The sequence below is a fragment of the Caballeronia sp. LZ003 genome (assembly GCF_031451465.1).
GTDB lineage: Bacteria > Pseudomonadota > Gammaproteobacteria > Burkholderiales > Burkholderiaceae > Caballeronia.
In genome coordinates, this window is sequence record NZ_JARUXJ010000001.1 from 829,329 (window position 1) to 849,214 (window position 19,886).

The 19,886-nt window shown below is 60.5% G+C and carries 20 protein-coding genes and 1 tRNA gene; 9 read left to right on the forward strand and 12 right to left on the reverse strand.

What is annotated here, in order from left to right:
- Positions 1–459: 459 nt before the first annotated feature.
- Positions 460–618: a hypothetical protein gene (locus QCE79_RS03840; protein ID WP_309841982.1), complete on the forward strand. Its 159-nt coding sequence runs from the start codon at positions 460–462 to the stop codon at positions 616–618.
- A 284-nt stretch (positions 619–902) separates the two neighbouring features.
- On the opposite strand, the gene QCE79_RS03845 is transcribed toward QCE79_RS03840, so the two are convergent.
- Both QCE79_RS03845 and hemN read right to left on the reverse strand, forming a co-directional pair.
- Positions 903–2,039, reverse strand: a complete 1,137-nt coding sequence (locus tag QCE79_RS03845; RefSeq protein ID WP_309841985.1) for a hypothetical protein — start codon at positions 2,037–2,039, stop codon at positions 903–905.
- Between the two features lie 657 nt (positions 2,040–2,696).
- Positions 2,697–4,079 carry an oxygen-independent coproporphyrinogen III oxidase gene (gene hemN / locus QCE79_RS03850; RefSeq protein ID WP_309841988.1) on the reverse strand — a complete coding sequence of 461 codons (1,383 nt, stop codon included), beginning with the start codon at positions 4,077–4,079 and terminating at the stop codon, positions 2,697–2,699.
- Between the two features lie 143 nt (positions 4,080–4,222).
- On the opposite strand from hemN, the gene QCE79_RS03855 reads away from it, so the two are divergent.
- From QCE79_RS03855 to QCE79_RS03865, 3 genes are all read left to right on the forward strand, one after another.
- The gene (locus QCE79_RS03855; RefSeq protein ID WP_250492023.1) at positions 4,223–4,504 is read left to right on the forward strand and encodes a YkgJ family cysteine cluster protein; all 282 of its coding nucleotides are present in this window, start codon (positions 4,223–4,225) and stop codon (positions 4,502–4,504) included.
- 69 nt (positions 4,505–4,573) lie between these two features.
- Positions 4,574–5,167 (forward strand): DUF1439 domain-containing protein, encoded by a 594-nt coding sequence (locus tag QCE79_RS03860; RefSeq protein ID WP_250463932.1) that lies wholly within the window; start codon positions 4,574–4,576, stop codon positions 5,165–5,167.
- Between the two features lie 62 nt (positions 5,168–5,229).
- Entirely contained in the window at positions 5,230–6,063 is an 834-nt protein-coding gene (locus tag QCE79_RS03865) for an undecaprenyl-diphosphate phosphatase (protein WP_309841994.1), read from the forward strand.
- A gap of 116 nt (positions 6,064–6,179) precedes the next feature.
- On the opposite strand, the gene trmB is transcribed toward QCE79_RS03865, so the two are convergent.
- The 3 genes from trmB to QCE79_RS03880 form a co-directional block, all read right to left on the reverse strand.
- Positions 6,180–6,911, reverse strand: coding sequence for a tRNA (guanosine(46)-N7)-methyltransferase TrmB (trmB, locus tag QCE79_RS03870; protein WP_309841997.1), 732 nt, complete (start codon positions 6,909–6,911; stop codon positions 6,180–6,182).
- 112 nt (positions 6,912–7,023) lie between these two features.
- Positions 7,024–7,098, reverse strand: a tRNA-Gly gene (locus tag QCE79_RS03875).
- Between the two features lie 76 nt (positions 7,099–7,174).
- On the reverse strand, positions 7,175–7,735 hold the full coding sequence (locus QCE79_RS03880) for a YggT family protein (RefSeq protein WP_244827411.1): 561 nt from the start codon (positions 7,733–7,735) through the stop codon (positions 7,175–7,177).
- Positions 7,736–9,010: 1,275 nt separating this feature from the next.
- Here QCE79_RS03880 and QCE79_RS03885 point away from each other — a divergent pair.
- Both QCE79_RS03885 and QCE79_RS03890 read left to right on the forward strand, forming a co-directional pair.
- Positions 9,011–9,334 carry a hypothetical protein gene (locus QCE79_RS03885; protein WP_404989358.1) on the forward strand — a complete coding sequence of 108 codons (324 nt, stop codon included), beginning with the start codon at positions 9,011–9,013 and terminating at the stop codon, positions 9,332–9,334.
- 140 nt (positions 9,335–9,474) lie between these two features.
- On the forward strand, positions 9,475–10,440 hold the full coding sequence (locus tag QCE79_RS03890) for a threo-3-hydroxy-L-aspartate ammonia-lyase (protein WP_250463940.1): 966 nt from the start codon (positions 9,475–9,477) through the stop codon (positions 10,438–10,440).
- Between the two features lie 36 nt (positions 10,441–10,476).
- Here the strand turns inward: QCE79_RS03890 and QCE79_RS03895 are convergent, their stop codons facing one another.
- From QCE79_RS03895 to QCE79_RS03905, 3 genes are read right to left on the reverse strand one after another with little or no spacing between them, the layout of a single operon-like run.
- On the reverse strand, positions 10,477–11,145 hold the full coding sequence (locus tag QCE79_RS03895; protein ID WP_250492027.1) for a LysE family translocator: 669 nt from the start codon (positions 11,143–11,145) through the stop codon (positions 10,477–10,479).
- A 10-nt stretch (positions 11,146–11,155) separates the two neighbouring features.
- On the reverse strand, positions 11,156–12,148 hold the full coding sequence (locus tag QCE79_RS03900) for an asparaginase (protein ID WP_309842009.1): 993 nt from the start codon (positions 12,146–12,148) through the stop codon (positions 11,156–11,158).
- Positions 12,145–13,761 (reverse strand): UbiD family decarboxylase, encoded by a 1,617-nt coding sequence (locus tag QCE79_RS03905; protein ID WP_309842013.1) that lies wholly within the window; start codon positions 13,759–13,761, stop codon positions 12,145–12,147. Before QCE79_RS03905 ends, QCE79_RS03900 begins: the two co-directional genes overlap by 4 nt.
- Positions 13,762–14,338: 577 nt before the next feature.
- Between QCE79_RS03905 and QCE79_RS03910 the strand changes: the two genes are divergently transcribed.
- The gene (locus QCE79_RS03910) at positions 14,339–15,505 is read left to right on the forward strand and encodes a lytic transglycosylase domain-containing protein (RefSeq protein WP_250463949.1); all 1,167 of its coding nucleotides are present in this window, start codon (positions 14,339–14,341) and stop codon (positions 15,503–15,505) included.
- A 66-nt stretch (positions 15,506–15,571) separates the two neighbouring features.
- Here QCE79_RS03910 and QCE79_RS03915 read toward each other — a convergent pair whose 3' ends face one another.
- Genes QCE79_RS03915 through ribBA form a run of 4 tightly spaced genes read right to left on the reverse strand, consistent with a single transcriptional unit; the run spans position 15,572 to position 18,890 of the window.
- Positions 15,572–16,765: a pyridoxal phosphate-dependent aminotransferase gene (locus QCE79_RS03915; protein WP_309842017.1), complete on the reverse strand. Its 1,194-nt coding sequence runs from the start codon at positions 16,763–16,765 to the stop codon at positions 15,572–15,574.
- The gene (gene nusB, locus QCE79_RS03920; protein ID WP_244827419.1) at positions 16,762–17,190 is read right to left on the reverse strand and encodes a transcription antitermination factor NusB; all 429 of its coding nucleotides are present in this window, start codon (positions 17,188–17,190) and stop codon (positions 16,762–16,764) included. Before nusB ends, QCE79_RS03915 begins: the two co-directional genes overlap by 4 nt.
- Positions 17,187–17,690 carry a 6,7-dimethyl-8-ribityllumazine synthase gene (ribH, locus tag QCE79_RS03925; protein WP_244827420.1) on the reverse strand — a complete coding sequence of 168 codons (504 nt, stop codon included), beginning with the start codon at positions 17,688–17,690 and terminating at the stop codon, positions 17,187–17,189. Before ribH ends, nusB begins: the two co-directional genes overlap by 4 nt.
- A 36-nt stretch (positions 17,691–17,726) precedes the next feature.
- A complete protein-coding gene (gene ribBA, locus QCE79_RS03930) occupies positions 17,727–18,890 on the reverse strand; it encodes a bifunctional 3,4-dihydroxy-2-butanone-4-phosphate synthase/GTP cyclohydrolase II (protein WP_244827421.1) in 1,164 nt (387 codons plus the stop codon).
- A 220-nt stretch (positions 18,891–19,110) separates the two neighbouring features.
- On the opposite strand from ribBA, the gene QCE79_RS03935 reads away from it, so the two are divergent.
- Positions 19,111–19,458 carry a type II toxin-antitoxin system Phd/YefM family antitoxin gene (locus QCE79_RS03935; RefSeq protein ID WP_250525572.1) on the forward strand — a complete coding sequence of 116 codons (348 nt, stop codon included), beginning with the start codon at positions 19,111–19,113 and terminating at the stop codon, positions 19,456–19,458.
- The gene (locus QCE79_RS03940; RefSeq protein WP_309842022.1) at positions 19,448–19,852 is read left to right on the forward strand and encodes a type II toxin-antitoxin system RelE/ParE family toxin; all 405 of its coding nucleotides are present in this window, start codon (positions 19,448–19,450) and stop codon (positions 19,850–19,852) included. Before QCE79_RS03935 ends, QCE79_RS03940 begins: the two co-directional genes overlap by 11 nt.
- The last annotated feature ends 34 nt before the right edge of the window (positions 19,853–19,886 follow it).

Below are 19,886 nucleotides of genomic sequence, written 5' to 3' on the forward strand. Positions count from 1 at the left end.
ACGATACACTCGCTAACTCGCACGGCTTACGCACAATTGTCCACTCGAGCTCTTCGACGATACGTTCGCCTTATCGGGCCTCTCGGGTCCAAAGAGTAGAAAATCTCGCGCCGTTTTGAAAGGACTAAGTAGCTACTGCTGCAGCTTTCAGACATCCAAACTAATACACAGACGCTGATGACAGGGCGGAGTATCTCCGAAACGACGTCACGATCGACGATGCAGAAACCGATCAGCCGCCTGCAGGCTCTGTGCGCAAGTCTTAAAGCCACTTATCTCAATGCGTGACGAGAAGAAAACGCGTCTGCGAACTATCTGCTCTCGTTGCCTCGCGTGCGACCCGCGCGATTGACTACGGAATCGACGGCATCACCCATAACAGCGGGCATGTGGGAGCGCTCAATCACTTCATGAGCGAAAAAGGGCGCCGCCGAGTTACTTGAACGCTTCGAGAAGTGCTTGCAACTCGAATTGGGTGAGCAGGTCAGTTGCACCCGCGCGCTCTTGTTGCTGTCTGATGTCGTATCGGGCGTGCTCGACATCACGACGTCCATAGCGAAGCCTAACGGCGCTCGTTCGGACATGGTTGAGACGATGAGTCTCCTCCCCCAACTCTGACTGGGTTAGTTAAACTGAGAGAACGACGATGTTCACAATTTCTTGAGCGTCGCTGCGAAACGCAGTTGTTCACCGGCACGGTTGATGTACCCGTCTGAAAGGACAATACTTGATGCGGGGACTTTCATAAGTGTCCGCATTCTTGTTGCCTGCTAGCAATGGCGGGCTTTTTCTCTTACTCGGGGCGTTGCGCGTCTTCGAGCCGTGCCAACAAGATCGACGGCACGGGCATCAAACCAGCCAAATTTACTCGAGCGGCGTTCCTGCGATGGTTAATGCGAACTCTATTCTTGCCGTGCCAACCAGACTTCAAGTTGGCCGGGAGGCGCAGGAAGACCTACGAACTTGGCGAACACGTTTGGAAATTCGCTCTTGAGTATTTGAACAACACTGTCCGCGCTGTTCTTGTCCATTGGATTGAAATACCGTACTTGCGGGGTATTTGGCATTTTCGAGCTGGCGATGCTTTCCACACTTTGTGCGACTGAAAATTTACCGCTCAAAAGCTGCCTCACTTTTTCGCCGTTGGCTGGCAGGTCATTCTTGTCAATCTGGATATATACCAGTCCCTTTTGCGCTGGGCTCGGGGCCGCTGCGGTCGGCTTGATGAGGACCGGCGTAGCAGTCGGTGGGGGCGTTACAACCCCAGGACCACTGGCAGCAGGAGGAGGGGCCGCGCCCGGCGCAGCAGAGACGACGACAACCGACGTAATTTGAAGGAAGTTCGCAGGCTGAGAATCACTGACTATTAGGGTTGCGCTGCCTGCGTCATATTTAGCATCCAGAGAAGCGATCTGTTTTATGCCGGCTTTAAACTCTCCGGTATTCACAACTTTGGTACTAAACGTTCGTTTTGCTTGAACATAGCCGCGTACGACAAGCAAATTTTGACCACTGATCTTAGCCTTACAATCAGGCTTAGAAAGAAGAGAGTTTAATTGCGCGAAGCTTAATTGCTGAATCTTGGCATCAGCTAGACCGAGTGTCACGTTAGAGTTATCGGTTATCGTGATTCCTAATGAAGCAAGCGGGCCAATCGCTTGGCTAAGTCCTGCATCGAGTGCTACACCTCGCGTAAGTGTGTAGGAAGAGTCAAGTCTTGCTACGTCATAAAGCGCTGGTTGATCGACCGTGCATTCATCGAAAATTTCCACTGTGCGCCCGTAGGGTAAAAGCGTCCCAACTGGATAAGCACCGCCGGGCGTTGGAGAAATCAGAAAGTTATTGGACAATTCGTCGCCGACAAGCGTGTGCGCGATGGACGATTCGAACTCGTCGAACGTAGTGGTAACTGGTGGGTTGACCGTCTGGGTCGTCGTGCAGGACGAGACGGTCATGATAATCAAGGAAGATATGCTGAAGGCATATGCGCAGCGGGCGCGGGCGCTATTTTTCATCGCCACCATAGAAGAAATCTTCACAGCCGCTCCTGAAATTTATTCTGAACTATGAAGAAACCGCTTTGCACGACGCGTCTTGCGCGACGGATGTAAGTGAAGATAGTTGGTAAATGCCCCGCTTTCAAGCTTAAGAATTTCATGCGACCACAGGTTGTGTGTCCCATCGAACAAACTTCATATGACCGCAGTCATTCCACGAGACACAATCCGCGATCATGTGGCTGCACAAGGAATCCACCAGGTCGGAAACCCTTTTTCTTCAGCATAGCGAAGCTCGCATCCAGTTTCCCGGCTGGAACAGGCGCATGAGCGCACCATGATCCGACCGCCTATCGCTTCATTGGGACGAAAAGGCACAAAGCGCGGCAACTTGGGCCGCAATGCACTGAATATTAAAAAGAAATCGAACATAAACATGAGACAGAACTACGCTCCGGCGCCTTGCGGTCGTCTTCGACGATTGAATGACCGATTACGGAGGGGAGCCGACGCTCGAACGTCCGAGTGTCGACGCATGTGGGCGGCTGTTAGTGGCCGATCGCAGCCGTTCCCGCTAAATCATCCAGTCGATCCCGCATAGTCAAACCGGGCTTCAAACATGCGAGGTTCGCAAGAGCACAGCCGTTTTCCTGAATTGCTTGTTCTGGATTCTCGATTTCGATTGCCGATAATGCCCACTCAAACCATCCGCGAAAACCGCTTCACACTCGCCTGTCCGAGATAAGCATCAAACACAGAAGCCACGTTCCGCACCAGCATGCGTCCCGCAGGCAACACCCGAATCCCGTCGCGTCCAATCTCAACAAGCTCATCATCGACCATAGCCTCAAGCCGCGCGAGTTCATCGGCGAAAGTGCTCTCAAACGCAATGCCATGCACCCGCTCGATCTCATCGAACCGCAGCCCACCACCGCACATCAACCGCATGATGACATCACGCCGCAGAAGATCATCAGCCGACAACCGCACCCCACGCGCAATGGCAAGCCGTCCATCGTCGATAGCAGCCGCGTACTCATCGACACCACGCGCATTCTGTGCGTAGACATCGCCGATCTTTCCAATCGCCGAAGCCCCGATCCCAATCAAATCACAATCCCCACGCGTGCTATATCCCTGAAAATTCCGCTGAAGCGTCCCGTCCGCGAGCGCGAGAGAAAGTTCATCACCGGGTAACGCAAAATGATCCATGCCGATATAAACATACCCCGCGTCGCTCATGCGCTTGATCACGCGCCCGAGAATCGCAAGCCGCACGGCAGGCGAGGGCAGCGCGGATTCATCGATCTGCCGCTGCATCTTGAACAGCGCCGGCATATGCGCATAACCAAACACCGAGACACGATCCGGCGCGAGCGCGATCATCGCATCGAGCGTGCGCGCAAAACTCTCGACGCTCTGATGAGGCAAGCCATAAATCAAATCGACGCTAATCGACTTGAAGCCATTTCGCCGCGCCGCCTGCATGACGCCTTCGGTCATCGCATAAGGCTGCACGCGGTTGATCGCCCGCTGCACACGTTCGTCGAAATCCTGCACGCCCAGACTCAGCCGATTAAAGCCAAGCTCACGCAGCACACCAATCGTTTCCGCCGATGCCTCGCGCGGATCGACTTCGATCGAATACTCGGCGCGATCGTCGGATACGAGGTTGAAGTGCTCGGCGGTCGCGGCCATCAACTCCGTCATCTCGGCGTGCGAGAGAAACGTGGGCGTGCCGCCGCCCCAATGCAGTTGCGTCACGGGACGGCGGGTATCGACAAGCGCGGCGTGCATCGCAAGTTCGCGCTTCATGCGGTCGAGATACGGCCGCGCATGCGCGCGATTTTTCGTCGCGACCTTGTTGCAGCCGCAATAGAAGCAGACGGTGTCGCAAAACGGAATGTGGAAGTAGAGCGATAGATCGGCGGCCGGATCGGCTTTCATTGCCGCCTCGCAGTAATGCTTCGGGTCGAAGGAATCGATGAACTGGACGGCGGTCGGATAGGACGTGTAGCGCGGACCGTGCGCGTCGTAACGTTCGAGGAGATCGGGGCGGAAGAAGGTATTCGAGGATGTCATAACGGACCTTGGGCTTGCGCACGAGTGTAAAAGCGCGAGGCGCGCGGCAATTGCGAGATAAGGTCGCAGTACGGCTTCCGGGTTTGACGAAACGCAAACTTCAGGCGTGGGACAATGCGGTTTTACGCTTTTGAGCCAATGTCATGTCGACTGCTTCGAGCGCGCCGCATGCGTGCCGCGAAGGGTGCGGTGCGTGCTGCATCGCGCCTTCCATTACGAGTCCGATTCCGGGGATGCCAAACGGCAAGCCGGCCGGCGAACGCTGCGTGCAACTCGGCGATGATCTGCGTTGCGCGATTTTCGGCGATCCGCGCAGACCGGCTTGTTGCGGCGGGTTGCAGGCTTCGGCGGAGATGTGTGGGGAGACGCGGGAGTTTGCGCTCGCGTGGATCGCCAAACTTGAAGTCGCCACGCAACCGCATTGAAGTTCAGTGGTCCAATGACCGGTTTTTAGCCTCACCGCATTTCACAGTTCAGCCCCCGGAGACTCCCGCATGTCCAACCCCGTCGCGCTAACCCGGCGCCGGTTCCTGCTTGCCACGCTCATCGCCTTGCCGGCGCTTGGCGCGTCATCGGTGACGCAAGCAGCTTCGAATTCCATCTTCCCGTTCATTCCGGATCACTACACGTTCTCTCAGCAGCAAGTCCAGGAAGCCGTCGCGCGCAAGTTTCCCTTGCAACGCACGATCTCGCAGATCGTCGATGTCGTGTTGAGCAATCCCGTCATCGGCATGGCGCCTGATCGTAATCGCGTAACCGTGCATGTCGATGCGCGCTTCACCACGCCCTTCATGCCCAACCCCGTCAACGGCGCATTCACGCTCTCGACGCAACTCGGCTATGACGCGCAAAGCCGCTCGGTGATCCTCGTCTCGCCAAGCGTCGATGATTCGCAGTTCTCAGGGGACGCCGCGCAATACAATCAGCAGATCGCTGCCGCCGGTGCCATGCTCGCGGCGCAATTGCTCGAACGGTATCCCATCCACACCTTCAAACCCGAAGAATTGCAGTTCGCCGGCGTTTCTTACGAACCCGGTACAATCACAGTCCTTACAAACGGCATACGTGTTCAGATCGTCGAAAAATAAGTCGAAATCTTGGCGCGGGGTGCTCCACACGAACGGCGATAACAGCGAAAAAGGGCTGACGGATGGACTGGATATTGATGGTGAAGGCGCTCGTTCTGGGCGTCGTGGAAGGGTTGACCGAATTTCTGCCGGTCTCGAGCACCGGACATCTGATCGTCGCAGGCAGTCTCCTGAATTTTACCGACGCGCAGGCTAAAACCTTCGATGTCGTCATTCAGTTCGGCGCGATTCTCGCCATCTGCTGGGAATATCGCAAAAAAATCGGCTCGGTAGTCACCGGTTTGCCGTCACGGCCGGACGCGCGGCGCTTCACGCTCAACGTGATCATCGCGACCATTCCGGCCATCGCCCTCGGTCTTTTGTTCGAGAAAAGCATCAAGGCGGTGTTGTTCTCGCCGGTGCCGGTTTCGGTGGCGCTGATCGTGGGCGGCATCGTCATATTGTGGGCGGAAGCGCGTCAGCGTGACCGCGCCGCCGCGCCGCGCGTGACTTCCATCGACGACCTCTCTTACTCCGACGCCCTCAAGGTCGGATTAGCGCAATGTTTCGCGCTGATTCCGGGCACGTCGCGCTCGGGAGCGACGATCATCGGCGGCATGCTGTTCGGACTCGAACGCCGCGTGGCCACGGAGTTCTCATTCTTTCTGGCGATTCCGATCATCTTCGGCGCAACGCTCTACGAAATGGCGAAGTACTGGCGCACGCTGAGCGTGAACGATCTCGGGCTCTTTGCAATCGGGCTAGTGGCGGCGTTCGTGAGCGCGTTTATCTGTATTCGATGGCTGCTGCGTTACGTCGCCTCGCACGATTTTTCGGCGTTCGCGTGGTATCGCATCGGCTTTGGCTTGTTGATTCTGATTGTCGGTTATAGCGGCGGTTTGAGTTGGGCTGACTGAAAGTCACGCACGCTTTCTGGCGGGAGTTGAACCCCACGTCTTTTCGAAGCGTGGGGTTTTGTTTTTTGGACGTGACTAAATGTCCGCGTCTCGATTCAAAGGCAGATTGATCGTCTTCAAACGCGGCGGAACAGCAAGTCCCAAACGCCATGACCGAGATTTAATCCGCGTTTCTCGAACTTGGTCACCGGACGATAATCCGGGCGCGGCGCATAACCATCGGCGGTATTTTGAAGCGCGGGTTCGGCGGACAGCACTTCGAGCATTTGTTCGGCATAGTCTTGCCAGTCGGTCGCAAGATGCACATAACCGCCCGGTTTCACGCGCGACACGAGCAAAGCCACGAACTTCGGTTGAATCAGCCGCCGCTTGTGATGCCGCGCCTTGTGCCACGGATCGGGGAAATAAATGTGTACGCCATCCAGACTAGCCGGCGCGATCATGTGTTCGAGCACTTCCACGGCGTCGTGCTGAAGAATTCGCAGGTTGCCGAGCCCTTGTTCGCCAATCAGCTTCAGCAAGGCGCCCACGCCCGGCTCGTGCACTTCCACGCCGATGAAGTCGTCGCCCGGACGCTTGGCCGCGATTTCCGCTGTTGTCCCGCCCATGCCGAAGCCGATTTCCAGCACGCGCGGCGCTCCGCGTCCGAACACGGCTGACCAGTCGGCGACTTGCGCGTCATACGGCACGATGTAACGTGGTCCGAGTTGATCGATGGCGCGCTGCTGGCCCGGCGACACGCGGCCCGCGCGCGTCACGAAGCTGCGGATGCGGCGATGGCGCAGCGTGGAGGTTTCGTCGGCGGGAGCGCTAGACGACGTGGCGTCGTCCTGGGAATCGTGATTCATGGCGAGAGCAGAGTGCGTGACTAACGCGGCGCGGCTGGCGAATCCGCACGCGTGCAGAGCGTGGAAACTAAAAAGCCGCCCGGACAACGACAGGCGGCTTTCTCGGCGATGCTGGAGCGGGCGATGGGAATCGAACCCACGTCTGCAGCTTGGGAAGCTACGGTAATGGCCATTATACGACGCCCGCGTGAGCCCGCTATTTTAAGCGGCGGCGCGGCACAGCGCAATTGCTGCCCCGGCGCCGGCCACCTTGCGCGCTTCGTTTAGATGCCGAACAAGGTCATCGAAACGGCGAGACGCGTGACCACCATCAACAATACCTGCACGATGACGAACAGCAGGATCGGTGACAAATCGATGCCGCCCAAGCGCGGCAAAATACGTCGCAGTGGATCGAGAAACGGCGCGGTGATCTGAAACAAAAGCGGCATGGCCGGCGATTGCGGATTGAGCCACGAAAGCAGCGCCATCAGAATCGTCATCCAGATGATGAGGTTCAGCGCCCACTTCACGACGGTGAGCAGGGCGACGAGCAGGATCATCGGCATCATGAGCGTCGGATCGACGTTGGCCAGCACGACCATCAACGTCACATAGACGAGCGAGGCGATGAACGCGGCGAGAATGCTCGCCCAGTCGATCTTGCCGCCGGGCAGGATCTTGCGCAGCGGCAACACGATCCAGTTGGTTGCCTGCATCACGCCGTTCGAGACCGGGTTATAGGGCGGCATGCGCACGACCTGCATCCATGCGCGCAGCAAAAGCGCCGCGCCGAACAGAGTGAAGACGGTATTAAGCAGAAAACGGGCGATCTCGCCGAACATCTCGGTTCCTCGATGAAGCCGCACAGGGTTCGAACCTGCGCTGGATAGGGTGAGCGAAGCTAGGGAAGGCGACGGCCGGGCCACTCGCCGCGAAAAGATGCGCAGGTGCGTAATCGATAAGTCTTGCGCCGCGCGATAACCCGCCAACAAGCGAAGCGTCGATGCCGACCTTGATCGTCGTTCGTTCTCGACTGACTCGTCCTGCGGACACGGCGGCTTTTCTGCGCCTGCTTCCCCGCCCACCGGATAAGCTCGGTGGGGCGCCGGACGTCACCTTAACATGGCTTGACGGCGGCTTGGGCGCGTTGTCGCACAAGGCGCGGCCGTTTGAGGTTCCGCGGCTTGAAAGGCGCATGCAAGGAGGTTTCGCGAACCTGTAGGAAAGAGATTCTCGCGACGGAAAACCCTAGTGTTGTCAATTCGAGACGATCGCAAAAGGCGCGTTTTACGTAGAACTGGCAGGATAGGGCAACGAAAAGCGAAACGGGTTACATAGAAAAGCTGGGGATTCTTCTGGCAACGAGGCGTAAAGCTGGCCGGAAAAGCACAAGCAGCCGAGGCCTTCGGAACCATTTCCCGCTTTTGTCTGAAAGCCCGCGAGTCTTAACGCCGAATGTGGTTCAACACACACCGATCGAAAGGCTTGGGTTCTATCCCGCACATTGATGCACGGACAGGGCGCGAATACTAAAGAAAAGACGGATCAACAGGGAAAACGGTGGCGCGAGAAAGCGCACGGTTTTCCGTGAGGCTTAATCGCTACGTTCGGAGGTCGCTGTGAGCATTTTCTCTTATCGAAAACATTTGCGATTCTTGAGCCAGGCCCAGCGGCGTCGCTGGTGGGATCAGAAAAAGCGTCTAACGCCTCGGGTGGTCATCAGCGGGGCATACGTGCCGCCGAATGTCTCGCGCGAATTCGCTTATGTGAAGGTGGGTTGAAGCGTCGTCGCTATTCGAACTTTGTGTTTGCAAAGCCCCGCCTGATCGATTGCCCGGCGGGGTTTTTCTTTGCATTTGTAAATGTCGTTACTTGCTGGGCGGCGAAAGTCCGGTCGCAGGACTTTTGCTGATCGAAAGGCACGCCGGACGGCCGACTCGCGTGGGCGCACGCGTTCTAGCCTTTCCAGAAGCGTAAGAAAACTTGCAATTTGCAACATATGGTTCCAGCGGCGTTTGGCCTTTTTCGATAGATTGAAGCCATACCGTCGTTTGTCGTGCCGTACGGATCGGCAGCAGGCGGCGAGGAGAACGAAGGTGAAAAGGTTCGCTTATTGGATGGTTGCAGGGGCGCTGGGTGTCGGCATTGTTGGCGCTGCACATGCGCATGTTTCGGTGGGCATCGGGATCGGGGTTCCCGCGTATCCGGTGTATCAGGCGCCGCCGCCGCCGGTTTATGTCGCGCCGCCCGCGCCGGTGTACGTAGCGCCGCAGCAGCCGGTGTATGTTGCGCCGCCGCCGCCCGTGGTCTATGCGCCGCCGCCTCCGGTCGTCGTCGGAAGCTATGGTTACGGCTACTACGGTCGCCCTTACTATCATCACGGCTACTACCGGGGCGGTCCCGGCTACTATCGGGGCGGTCCGGGCTACTGGCACCGCTAATCGACAATTCGGCTGTCGAATCTCCTGGCGATGCATGTCCCCAAGCGGACCTGCATCGCTTTTTTCATTGCGGCATCGCTTTTCAGAAGCGCGTCATAACTGGGACAATGACGGCTCTCCTCACCCCTCGTCCTCGTCCCATGTCCTCACTTCCCGCACCTACCTTCGAAGACGTCGCCGATGCCGCTCGCCGCATCGAAGGCGTCGCGCATCGCACGCCGGTTCTCACGTCCACCACGGCCGACGCCATGTCGGGCGCGTCGCTCTTCTTCAAATGCGAAAACTTCCAGCGCATGGGCGCGTTCAAGTTTCGCGGCGCCTATAACGCGTTGTCCCATTTCGACGATGCCCAGCGTAAAGCCGGCGTTATCACGTACTCGTCGGGCAATCATGCGCAGGCCATCGCGTTGTCGGCGAAGCTCGCGGGCATCCGCGCGACCATCGTCATGCCCGAAGACGCGCCTGCCGCGAAGATGGCCGCGACGCGCGGCTATGGCGGCGAAGTGATCACCTACGATCGCTATACGCAGAACCGCGAGGAAATCGGCCGCGCGCTCGCAGAGGAACGCGGCATGACCCTGATCCCGCCATACGATCATCCACATGTGATCGCGGGGCAGGGCACGGCGGCAAAGGAATTGATCGAAGAAACCGGACCGCTGGATTACCTGTTCGTCTGCCTCGGCGGCGGCGGGCTGATCGGCGGATGCGCTCTCGCCGCTGCCGCGCTCAGCCCGTCGTGCAAGGTGATCGGCGTTGAGCCGGAAGCGGGCAACGACGCGCAGCAGTCACTCGCGCGCGGCGAGATCGTGCATATTGAAGTGCCGCGCACGATCGCCGATGGCGCCGCTTCCACGCACGTTGGCGAATACAACTTCCCGATCATCCAGCGTCATGTGGACAGCATCGTCACCGTGAGCGACGCCCAGTTGATCGACACGCTGCGCTTTTTCGCGCAACGCATGAAGATGGTCGTCGAGCCGACCGGCTGTCTGGCCGCCGCGGCGGTGTTGCAAAAAGTGGTGCCGGTGGAAGGCAAGCGCGTGGGTGTGATCGTGAGCGGCGGCAACGTCGATCTGGCGCGTCTGGCGGAGTTCGTCGCCTGACGTGGGCTCGCTCATCGCGCGAAAGGCACGCGCCGCTCAAACCGGCGCGTGCACGATCAGATCGCGGTAACCATTGACGATCACGCTGTACGCGAAATAAGCGAATAGCACGGCCGAAAGCACATGACACGCGCGCAGCAGGCTCGTGCCCGCGCGCTTGCGGCCGTGGCTCGCCAGCGTGCAGACGAAGAGCGTCCAGCCGAGTCCGCCGCAAAAGAAGCCGATCAGGAACACGGACGCGCTCATCGCGCTGGTCGCGCCGGCCTTGGCGATCAACGCGCCGCCCACGGCCGCGAACCAGAGAATCGCACTTGGCGACGACACCGCGAGCAAACAGCCACGCACGAAACTCTTCGCATGACTTTGGCGTGGCAGACGGTCGTCGGCTTCGCCTTCGACAGGCGGCGCGGATGCGGGATTCAGCGCCTCGCGCGCCATCTTCCACGTGAGGAACAGAAGCACGATCGCCCCGCCGATCCACACGACCCATCGCACGGCCGCGAATTGCAGAAGCGCCGACATGCCGGCCAGCGCGAGCGCCGCGTAGAAGAGATCGCCGAAACAGGTCCCGAGGCCGAGCACGAATCCTGGTTTGAAGCCGTGCGACAGCACGAGCGAAATGATCGCGACATTGGCAATGCCAATATCCAGACACAGCGACAACGACAAAAAGAAGCCGTCGGACAGCAGGGACCACGAGTGCATCGTCTTTTTTTTAGTGATCGCGTAGCGCGAAGTGGATGTCGAGGCGGCCGGTCGGTACGCCGACCGTGTTGCGCATTGGCGGGTGGCGAAAGCGTGCGAGCGCGCCAAGCTGCTGGTCCGTGCCTATGCCAAGCCGTTCGAGTACATGCACGACGACCGCGTTGAGCACGCCGGTGTTGCCGTCTTCCACCTTCACCGCGATGCCGAGTGTGCCTTCGGGGCGCCGCACGCCAATGGCGTAGCACGCGTCCGCGCCGGTCTTGCCGACGAGCGTGCCGCCGAAGGTTTGCATCAGCAGCGTACAGAAGCGGCCTTCGCCGGCGACGAGTTCGGGATGCGCCGTCATCGCCTCGTAGATACGCGCGAGCGGCGTACCGTCCGGCGCATCGGCGATCTTTGCGAAGAGCCGCGCGAGGCGATCGAGTGGGAAGGCGGGCGTCGGCAGATTGCAGCCGTCGATGGCCCATTGCACTTCGTCGTCGGCGAGATCAACGACGCGCGCCATCGTCCGCTTGACCCACGCCTGCAGCGGATGCGCGGGCAGATGATAACCGTCGAGCGGCGCATTCATGGCGCGCGCGCCGGCCAGCATGCCGGCGTGCTTGCCGGAACAATTGCTGCACACGGGCGTCGGCGTGAAATCGCGTTTGATCCAGTCGCGGAAGACGGCATCGGAAATGGGCGGATGGCCGCCGCAGCGAAGATCGGCTTCGCTTGCTTCGGCTTTCGCGAGCATCGCCCGCGCGCGCTCGATATGACGCGGCTCGCTGTTATGCGACGCGCACATCAACGCCAGATCTTCTTCGCTGAAGCCGAAGCGTTCGAGCGCGCCGGTTTCGAGCACGGCCAACGCCTGCGCGGGTTTCGCCGCCGAGCGCGGCAAAGTCACGCGATATGGATCGCCGAACGAATGCAGCACGCGCCCGGATGCATCGACCACTGCGACATGCGCCGCATGCGTGTTTTCGATGACATCGCCACGAAAAACCGTCGCCCCGATCATGCTTTTCTCGCCGATGACGACGTGTCGAGGCCGAGTTCGCTCCACAACGTATCGACGCGGCGCTTGACGGCTTCGTCCATGACAATCGGGCGGCCCCATTCGCGCGTGGTCTCGCCGGGCCATTTGTTGGTCGCGTCGAGTCCCATCTTCGAGCCGAGACCCGCCACGGGCGACGCGAAGTCGAGATAGTCGATCGGCGTGTTGTCCACGAGCACGGTATCGCGCACGGGGTCCACTCGCGTCGTGATCGCCCAGATGACTTCCTTCCAGTCGCGCACGTTCACGTCTTCATCGACCACGACGATGAACTTCGTGTACATGAACTGCCGCAGGAAACTCCATACGCCGAACATCACGCGCTTGGCGTGGCCGGGATAGCTCTTCTTCATCTGCACGATGGCCATGCGATAACTGCAGCCTTCTGGCGGCAGATAGAAGTCCGTGATCTCGGTGAACTGCTTCTGGAGGAGCGGCACGAAGACTTCGTTGAGCGCGACGCCGAGCACGGCCGGTTCGTCGGGCGGCTTGCCGGTATAGGTCGAATGGAAGAGGGCGTCGCGCCGCATGGTGATCTTTTCGACGGTGAAGACCGGGAACCACTCCTGTTCGTTGTAGTAGCCGGTGTGATCGCCGTACGGACCTTCGAGCGCGTGTTCGTATTTCGCGGATGCCCCCGCGGACGGACGCGGCGGCGCGCCCGCAGGGGCAGGCGGCGGCGCGCCGTCTTGCGGATGGATGAAGCCTTCGAGCACGATCTCCGCGCGCGCCGGCACTTGCAGCGTGTCGACGCCAGGCGTCAGACACTTCGCCAGTTCAGTGCGCGAGCCGCGCAGCAGCCCCGCGAACTGATACTCGGACAACGAATCGGGCACCGGCGTGACGGCGCCGAGGATCGTCGCGGGATCGGCGCCGAGCACGACCGCCACGGGATACGGCTTGCCGGGATTGGCAAGCGCGAATTCGCGAAAGTCGAGCGCGCCGCCGCGATGAGCGAGCCATCGCATGATGAGTTTGTTGCGTCCGATCAGCTGTTGCCGATAAATGCCGAGATTCTGCCGCGACTTGTTGGGGCCGCGCGTGACGGTGAGGCCCCAGGTGAGCAGCGGGCCGGCGTCGCCGGGCCAGCAAGTTTGGATCGGCAAGCGCGCGAGATCGACATCGTTGCCTTCCCAAACTATTTCCTGGCAAGGCGGCGAATTCACCGATTTCGGCGCCATGTCCCAAACGGCCTTGGCAAGCGACAACAGCTTGCCCGCGTCCTTCAAACCCTTGGGCGGCTCGGGCTCCTTGAGCGCCGAGAGTAGCCGGCCAACATCGCGCAGCGAGCCGAGCGCGGCGGTGTCGCTGCCGAGGGCCGTATCGTTGCCGCTCTGCGCTTGCGTTTCGATACCCATGCCGAGCGCCACCCGGCGCGTCGTGCCGAAGAGGTTCGCAAGCACGGGCATGGAATGTCCCGTTGGCGTTTCGAACAACAGGGCGGGGCCGCCCGCGCGCAATACGCGATCGGAAATTTCGGTGATTTCGAGAACGGGGGAAACGGGCTGCCGAACACGGCGCAGTTCACCTAGCGCTTCGAGGCGGGCGGTGAAGTCGCGCAGATCTTTGTATTTCATCGATGATCAGAAAGGGACTCGAGGACGGCCCAGAAGGGCGGGACGGCTGCGCGCCAGACGATTGTCGATTTTACATGCGCTCGCGTCGGTGCGTTCGGAGACATTCAGCAAATTCCGCTTCCAATGCCCCAACTGGCGCGGTTTTCGGCAACTGAACACTGTTCGTTATTACTTTAAGTAATTGAGACGGAAGTCTATAGCATTGACGGATGATTAAAGCCTGCTAGAATCCTTTGCCATCCTTTGCGGGTTTTGAAACTTTTTACCGCTGCCTCAGGTCTTTCAGACGCACATGCGTCGCCTGCGCCGAACATGCCCGGCGATTCATGGCTGTTGGTTGTCACGGCCGGCGTTACCAGCGCCGGTTTTTCGCGTGGAAAGCCTCTGCGCATTCATGGCATGCAGTTCGTGCCGCGCACTCCGGTCAACTTTTTAACCGGCGGCTTTCCAGACGGCTCCATGCCGTTTCCCCGATGCCGTTTGTGCTTGCCGAGAGCGAGCGGTGTCTGATTTACGCATTGAATTCGCGTTTTATTCGTATTCATCTGCGTTAAATCAAGCAACATTGGGAGCATAGATGAACGCTTCGGTTTTCTGGGGTTCCGACACCCGCGCAGCGCAGATCGTGCGCATTGCGCTGCGTCGCGGACGCCGTTTGAGTCAGCATCTCTTCAGCCTCGTCGGCGGCGCCGCCGTCATCACGGCTTTCGCACTTTGGCTCCTGCCTTCCTGGCGTACGACCTTCGCCGCACGAATCATGCCGTTCGTTTCGGCGGCCGTGCAGGCCGGTCCGGCTCGCTTGCTCGCGGGGCAGCCGCTGCCGCCGTTCGCGGCGGTGCATCGGCCGCCGGTCGAGTCGAATCTGGCTGTCAATCTCGTGTCGAAAGCACGGGCCGCGGATGCGCGCGAAGTGCCCGCAACCGCCGCTCCGTCGCTCGGCGCCGCGACCTACGACGACGCCAGCGCCCGCCAGCTTACGGGCGGCATCAGCCTCGCCGTATCGCCTAACGGGCTCGATCCGCGCACCATGCCCTCCGTCGGCATGCTCGCGAGTCTGATTCCCGCCCAACGCGTCGTCGCCGATGCCCGCGACGACCGCGTCCTCATCTCGACGCGTGAGCAGCAACTCGTCGCCAGCTTCATCGCGCGGCGATATCGCGTGGCGCAGGACCCGGTCAGCGAGCTCGTGCGCGCGGCCTTCGATACCGGCCGCGAAGTAGGCCTCGATCCGTTGCTGTTGCTTTCGGTAATGGCGATCGAGTCCGGCTTCAATCCGTATGCCGAAAGCGGCGTGGGTGCGCAGGGTCTGATGCAGGTGATGTCGAAGGTTCATTCCGACAAGTTCCAGTACTTCGGCGGTTCGCACGCGGCGCTCGATCCGCTCGCGAATATCAAGGTCGGCGCGCTGGTGCTGAAGGACTGTATCGCGCGTGGTGGTTCGGTCGCGGGCGGTCTGCGTTATTACGTGGGTTCGTCGACGCAGGACGATGGCGGGTACGGCGCGAAGGTGCTGGCCGAGCGTTCACGTCTGCGCGATGTCGCGCGTGGCCGCAATGTGCCGATCAACTCGCCCCAAGCGCCCGTGCAGGCGGCGCCGAAGCAGGTTCTCGCTTCTACGTCGGCCGCCACGGCGGATGGCAGCAAGCGCGTGCATGCGACCATCGACAATCAGAAGAAAGCGGAATCGCAGGACGAAACCGATAGTGAAGCGAAGCATGTTGCTTCGGCCGAGTTCGGCGCCTGAGTTTTTTTCGTCGAGTCGTAAAAAAGGGCACCCTCGGGTGCCCTTTTGCTTTTCTTCGCTGCAAATTTATCGGCTGAAAAGCGAGCCCAGGCGATGAACCGCTTCCTCCAGCTTTGCGTGCGCCGTCGCGTACGAAACCCGGATATAGCGCTCGGGCGAATGAAAGCCGAAATCGGCGCCTGGTACGAGCACGACGCCTGCATCGTGAAGCATCGATTGCGTGAGCGCGCCACTGTGACCGGCTGCGGGGTGCGCGACGCTCAACGTGTCCGCATAGACGTAGAAGGCGCCGTCGGGCGTAACCGGCACGCCAAAGCCCAGCGAACGCAACGCCGGCACGATGTAATCGCGCCGGCGCTTGAAATCGAGGCGGCGCGCTTCGTAGATCGCGATTGTCTCCGGCTCGAAGCAGGCGAGCGCCGCGTGCTGCGCCAGCGCCGATGCGCAGATGAAAAGGTTCTGCGAGAGCTTCTCGACTGCCGGAACCATTGCGTGCGGCACGACCAGCCAGCCGAGCCGCCAGCCGGTCATGCTGAAATATTTCGAAAAGCTGTTTACGGTGACGACATCATCGCCGAAGGAGAGCGCCGAGATGGGCTTCGCGTCGTAGCTCAAGCCCTGATAGATCTCGTCGACGATCGTAAAGCCGCCGCGCGCACGCACCGCATTCACGATGCGCTTCAGTTCATCCGGCGCGATGGACGTGCCCGTCGGGTTCGACGGCGACGCCAGCAATACGCCGCGCGTTTGCGGCCGCCAGTATTCCTCGACGTGAGCCGCCGTCAACTGAAAGCACTCGGCCGGGCCGCTTGGGATCAGCACGGGCTTGCCGTCCGCCGCCGACACGAAATGCCGGTTGCACGGATAGCACGGGTCGGGCATCAGCACTTCGTCGCCGTGATCGACGAGCGTCATGCACGCGAGCAACAGCGCCGCCGATGCACCCGCCGTCACCACGATGCGCTGCGGGTCGACCGTGAGGCCGAACGCATCGCGATAGTGCTGCGAGATCGCCTCGCGCAACGCGGTCACGCCGAGCGCATTCGTGTATTGCGTGACGCCGCGCTGCAAGGCATCCGCGGCGGCGCGCGTGACCGGTTCGGGCGCCGTGAAATCCGGCTCGCCGATACCCATATGGATGATGTCGCGCCCCGCGCGTTCCAGCGCCTGCGCGTCCTTCATCAACTCCATCACGTAGAACGGCTCGATCGCGTCGACCCGTGACGCAAGCCGCACCAGCGGCTCGGTGGCGGTATTCATCTGCGCGCCTGCGCCTCGGTCGGACGCAAGGCGACCGCGAGCTTGTCGAGCACGCCGTTCACGTACTTGTAGCCATCCGAACCGCCGAACGTCTTGGTCAGCTCGACCGCCTCGTTAATCACCACGCGATACGGAATGTCCAGGTGATGCTTGAATTCGAACGCGGCGACCAGCAGAACCGCGCGCTCCACCGGCGACAGTTGCTCGATCGGCCGGTCGAGACACGGCTGCAACTGCTCGGAGAGCACGTCGGCTTCCTTGATCACGCCGTGCAGAATGGCATCCAGATGCTCATGGTCGGCCTTGTCGAAGCCCTGCGCATTGCGCAACTGCGCGTCGATCTCGCCGCCGGGCGCACCCGACAGCAGCCATTGATAAAGCCCTTGCGTCGCGAGTTCACGCGAGCGGCGTCGAGCGCTCTTCATGCGCGGTCCTCGTCTTCGTCTTCTTCGTCGTCGCCGCCGAGCTGTTCCAGCGCGACGGAAAGATTCGCCATTTCAACTGCCACGCGTGCCGCATCGCGGCCTTTTTCCGTCATGCGCGCGACGGCTTGTTCGTCGTTTTCGGTCGTCAGCACGGCGTTCGCCACCGGCACGCCGAAGTCGAGCGCAATGCGCGAAATGCCCGAGCCGCTTTCGTTCGAAACCAGTTCGAAGTGATACGTCTCGCCGCGCACCACGGCGCCGAGCGCGATCAGCGCGTCGAACTGGCCGGATTCCGCGAGTTTTTGCAGCGCCAGCGGAATTTCGAGCGCGCCCGGCACGGTGACGAGCAGCACGTCTTCGCCGATCACGCCGAGGCGTTCCAGCTCTTCGATGCATGCATCGGCGAGGCCATTGCACACGGGTTCGTTGAAGCGCGACTGCACGATGCCGATGCGCAGACCGTCACCGTCGAGATTCGGCTGGTATTGTCCGATTTCCATGAATGAGTTCCGTTGGTTTGGAATGAGTTGATGCGTTCAGGCAGAGCGCAGATGCGAGACCGGCGTGTCCGCGGGCGCGGCGGTCGCGGGGCAGCCGGGCATGGCGATGAAGCCGGTCACTTCGAGCCCGTAGCCCGACATGCTGCCGAGCTTGCGCGGATTCGCGAGCACCTGCATCTTGCCGACGCCCAGGTCGCGCAAGATCTGCGCGCCGATGCCATAAGTCTTGAAGTCGATGGGACGGCGCTTCAGTTCGAGCGCCTTGTCCTTCTCGTCGAACGCGCGGAACACGTCCACGAGTTGTTCCTTGGTGTCGCCGCAATTGAGCATGACGATGGCGCCGAGATCGCGCGCGGCGATTTCCTTCATGGCCGCGTCGATAGTCCATGAATGCGTGGAAGAATCGATCTCGAGCAAGTCGAGCACCGAAAGCGGCTCGTGCACGCGCACCGGCGTTTCGCGGTCGGGCGAGGGCGTGCCGCGCACGAGCGCGATATGCGGCGAACGCGTCGGCTCGTCGCGATAGAGCACCGCGCGAAACGAACCGTGAGCGGTCTGCATGATGCGCTCGCCGACCTTTTCGATGATCGATTCCGTCCGGCTGCGATAGTGGATCAGGTCGGCGATGGTGCCGATCTTGAGCCCGTGCTGATCCGCGAATTCCATGAGGTCGGGCAGGCGCGCCATCTCGCCGTCGTCCTTGATGATTTCGCAGATGACGGATGCGGGCGTGAGGCCCGCGAGCGCGGTGAGATCGCAGCCGGCTTCCGTGTGGCCGGCACGCACGAGCACGCCGCCTGGCTGCGCCATGATTGGGAACACGTGGCCCGGCTGCACGATGTGCTCGGCGCGCGCGTCGTGCGCGACCGCCGCCGCGACCGTGCGCGCGCGGTCGGAAGCCGAAATGCCGGTGGTCACGCCTTCGGCCGCCTCGATGCTGACCGTGAACGCGGTGCCGTACTGCGTGCCGTTGCGGTGGGTCATGAGCGGCAGATTCAGTTGCTTGCAGCGCTCTTGCGTGAGCGTGAGGCAGATCAAGCCGCGACCGTGCTTCGCCATGAAATTGATCGCTTCCGGCGTGACGAAATCGGCTGCGACGAGGAGGTCGCCTTCGTTTTCGCGGTCTTCCTCGTCGACGAGGATCACCATCCGCCCGGCTTTCAGTTCAGCGATGATCTCTGGAGTGGTGGCGATCGGCATGATGGCGTCCCGAAGGGGTCCGGATTGGGAAAGGGCGTATTTTACGCCACCGATGATGGACAGTCGGTGAAATCGCGGCGTCGCCTGCACAGGCGATTTTTCCTATTCCTTCTGGACGACTGGCGCGGCCTCATGCGGCCTGAGATGATACGAATTCCTTATCCTTTGCGAGTGTGAATTCTGTACCATGTTGAGTACGTTAAATAGCACGGAGCCTAAAATGGCTTTTACCCCCAAAGACGTCATCTCCCTTTCGCAGGCGCGTGCGAATTTGTCGGAGCTCATCGACGAAGTGCAGAAGGGCACAGACAAGATCATCACGAAGAACGGCGAAGCTAGCGTCGCGTTGATCAGCACGGAGAAGCTGGAGCACTACTATCGCGCGGAGCGGGCGCGGATTCATTTGCTGTTGCTGGAAGACGCCAAGGAAGCGATCGCGGCGTGGAAGGCAGGGGAGCCGACGGAGGATGCGGGCGAGGCAATAGGGCGTATCAGGGCTCGACTGCGTCAGGAGCGCGAGGAACGCGAAAGGCGCGCACGGGAAGACGGGGGTGAGGATGCCAAATGATGGACGCACACGCGCGACTCTCCGCACCTCGAAGAAATTTCTGCTTCGGCTCGCGGATATCGAGCGTTATTGGGGCCGAGTGGATCAGCCTCAAAGCTATGAGCGCATGCTGGAAGTGCTGGAGAGCAAGGTCATGCCGCTTTTGCGGCGTTTTCCGGCGATCGGGCGGCCTTTCCTCAACACCGACCCCGATACCTATCAGGCAATACTGGCCTGCGAAGAACTTATCGAAGAAACCGAGGAAGCCAAGAAGCGCGCCGAACTACGCGAACACGTGTTCGAAGACTACGTGCTTCTGTACCTTCTGATTGGCGACACGGTGCTGCTCGCCTCCATTCGCCACACCAAGGAAGTCTCCTTCGACTTCGATCACATCTGGGGCCCCGAACGCTGAGCCGCGCCGCGCCAAAGCGCCAAGACTGGAAAGC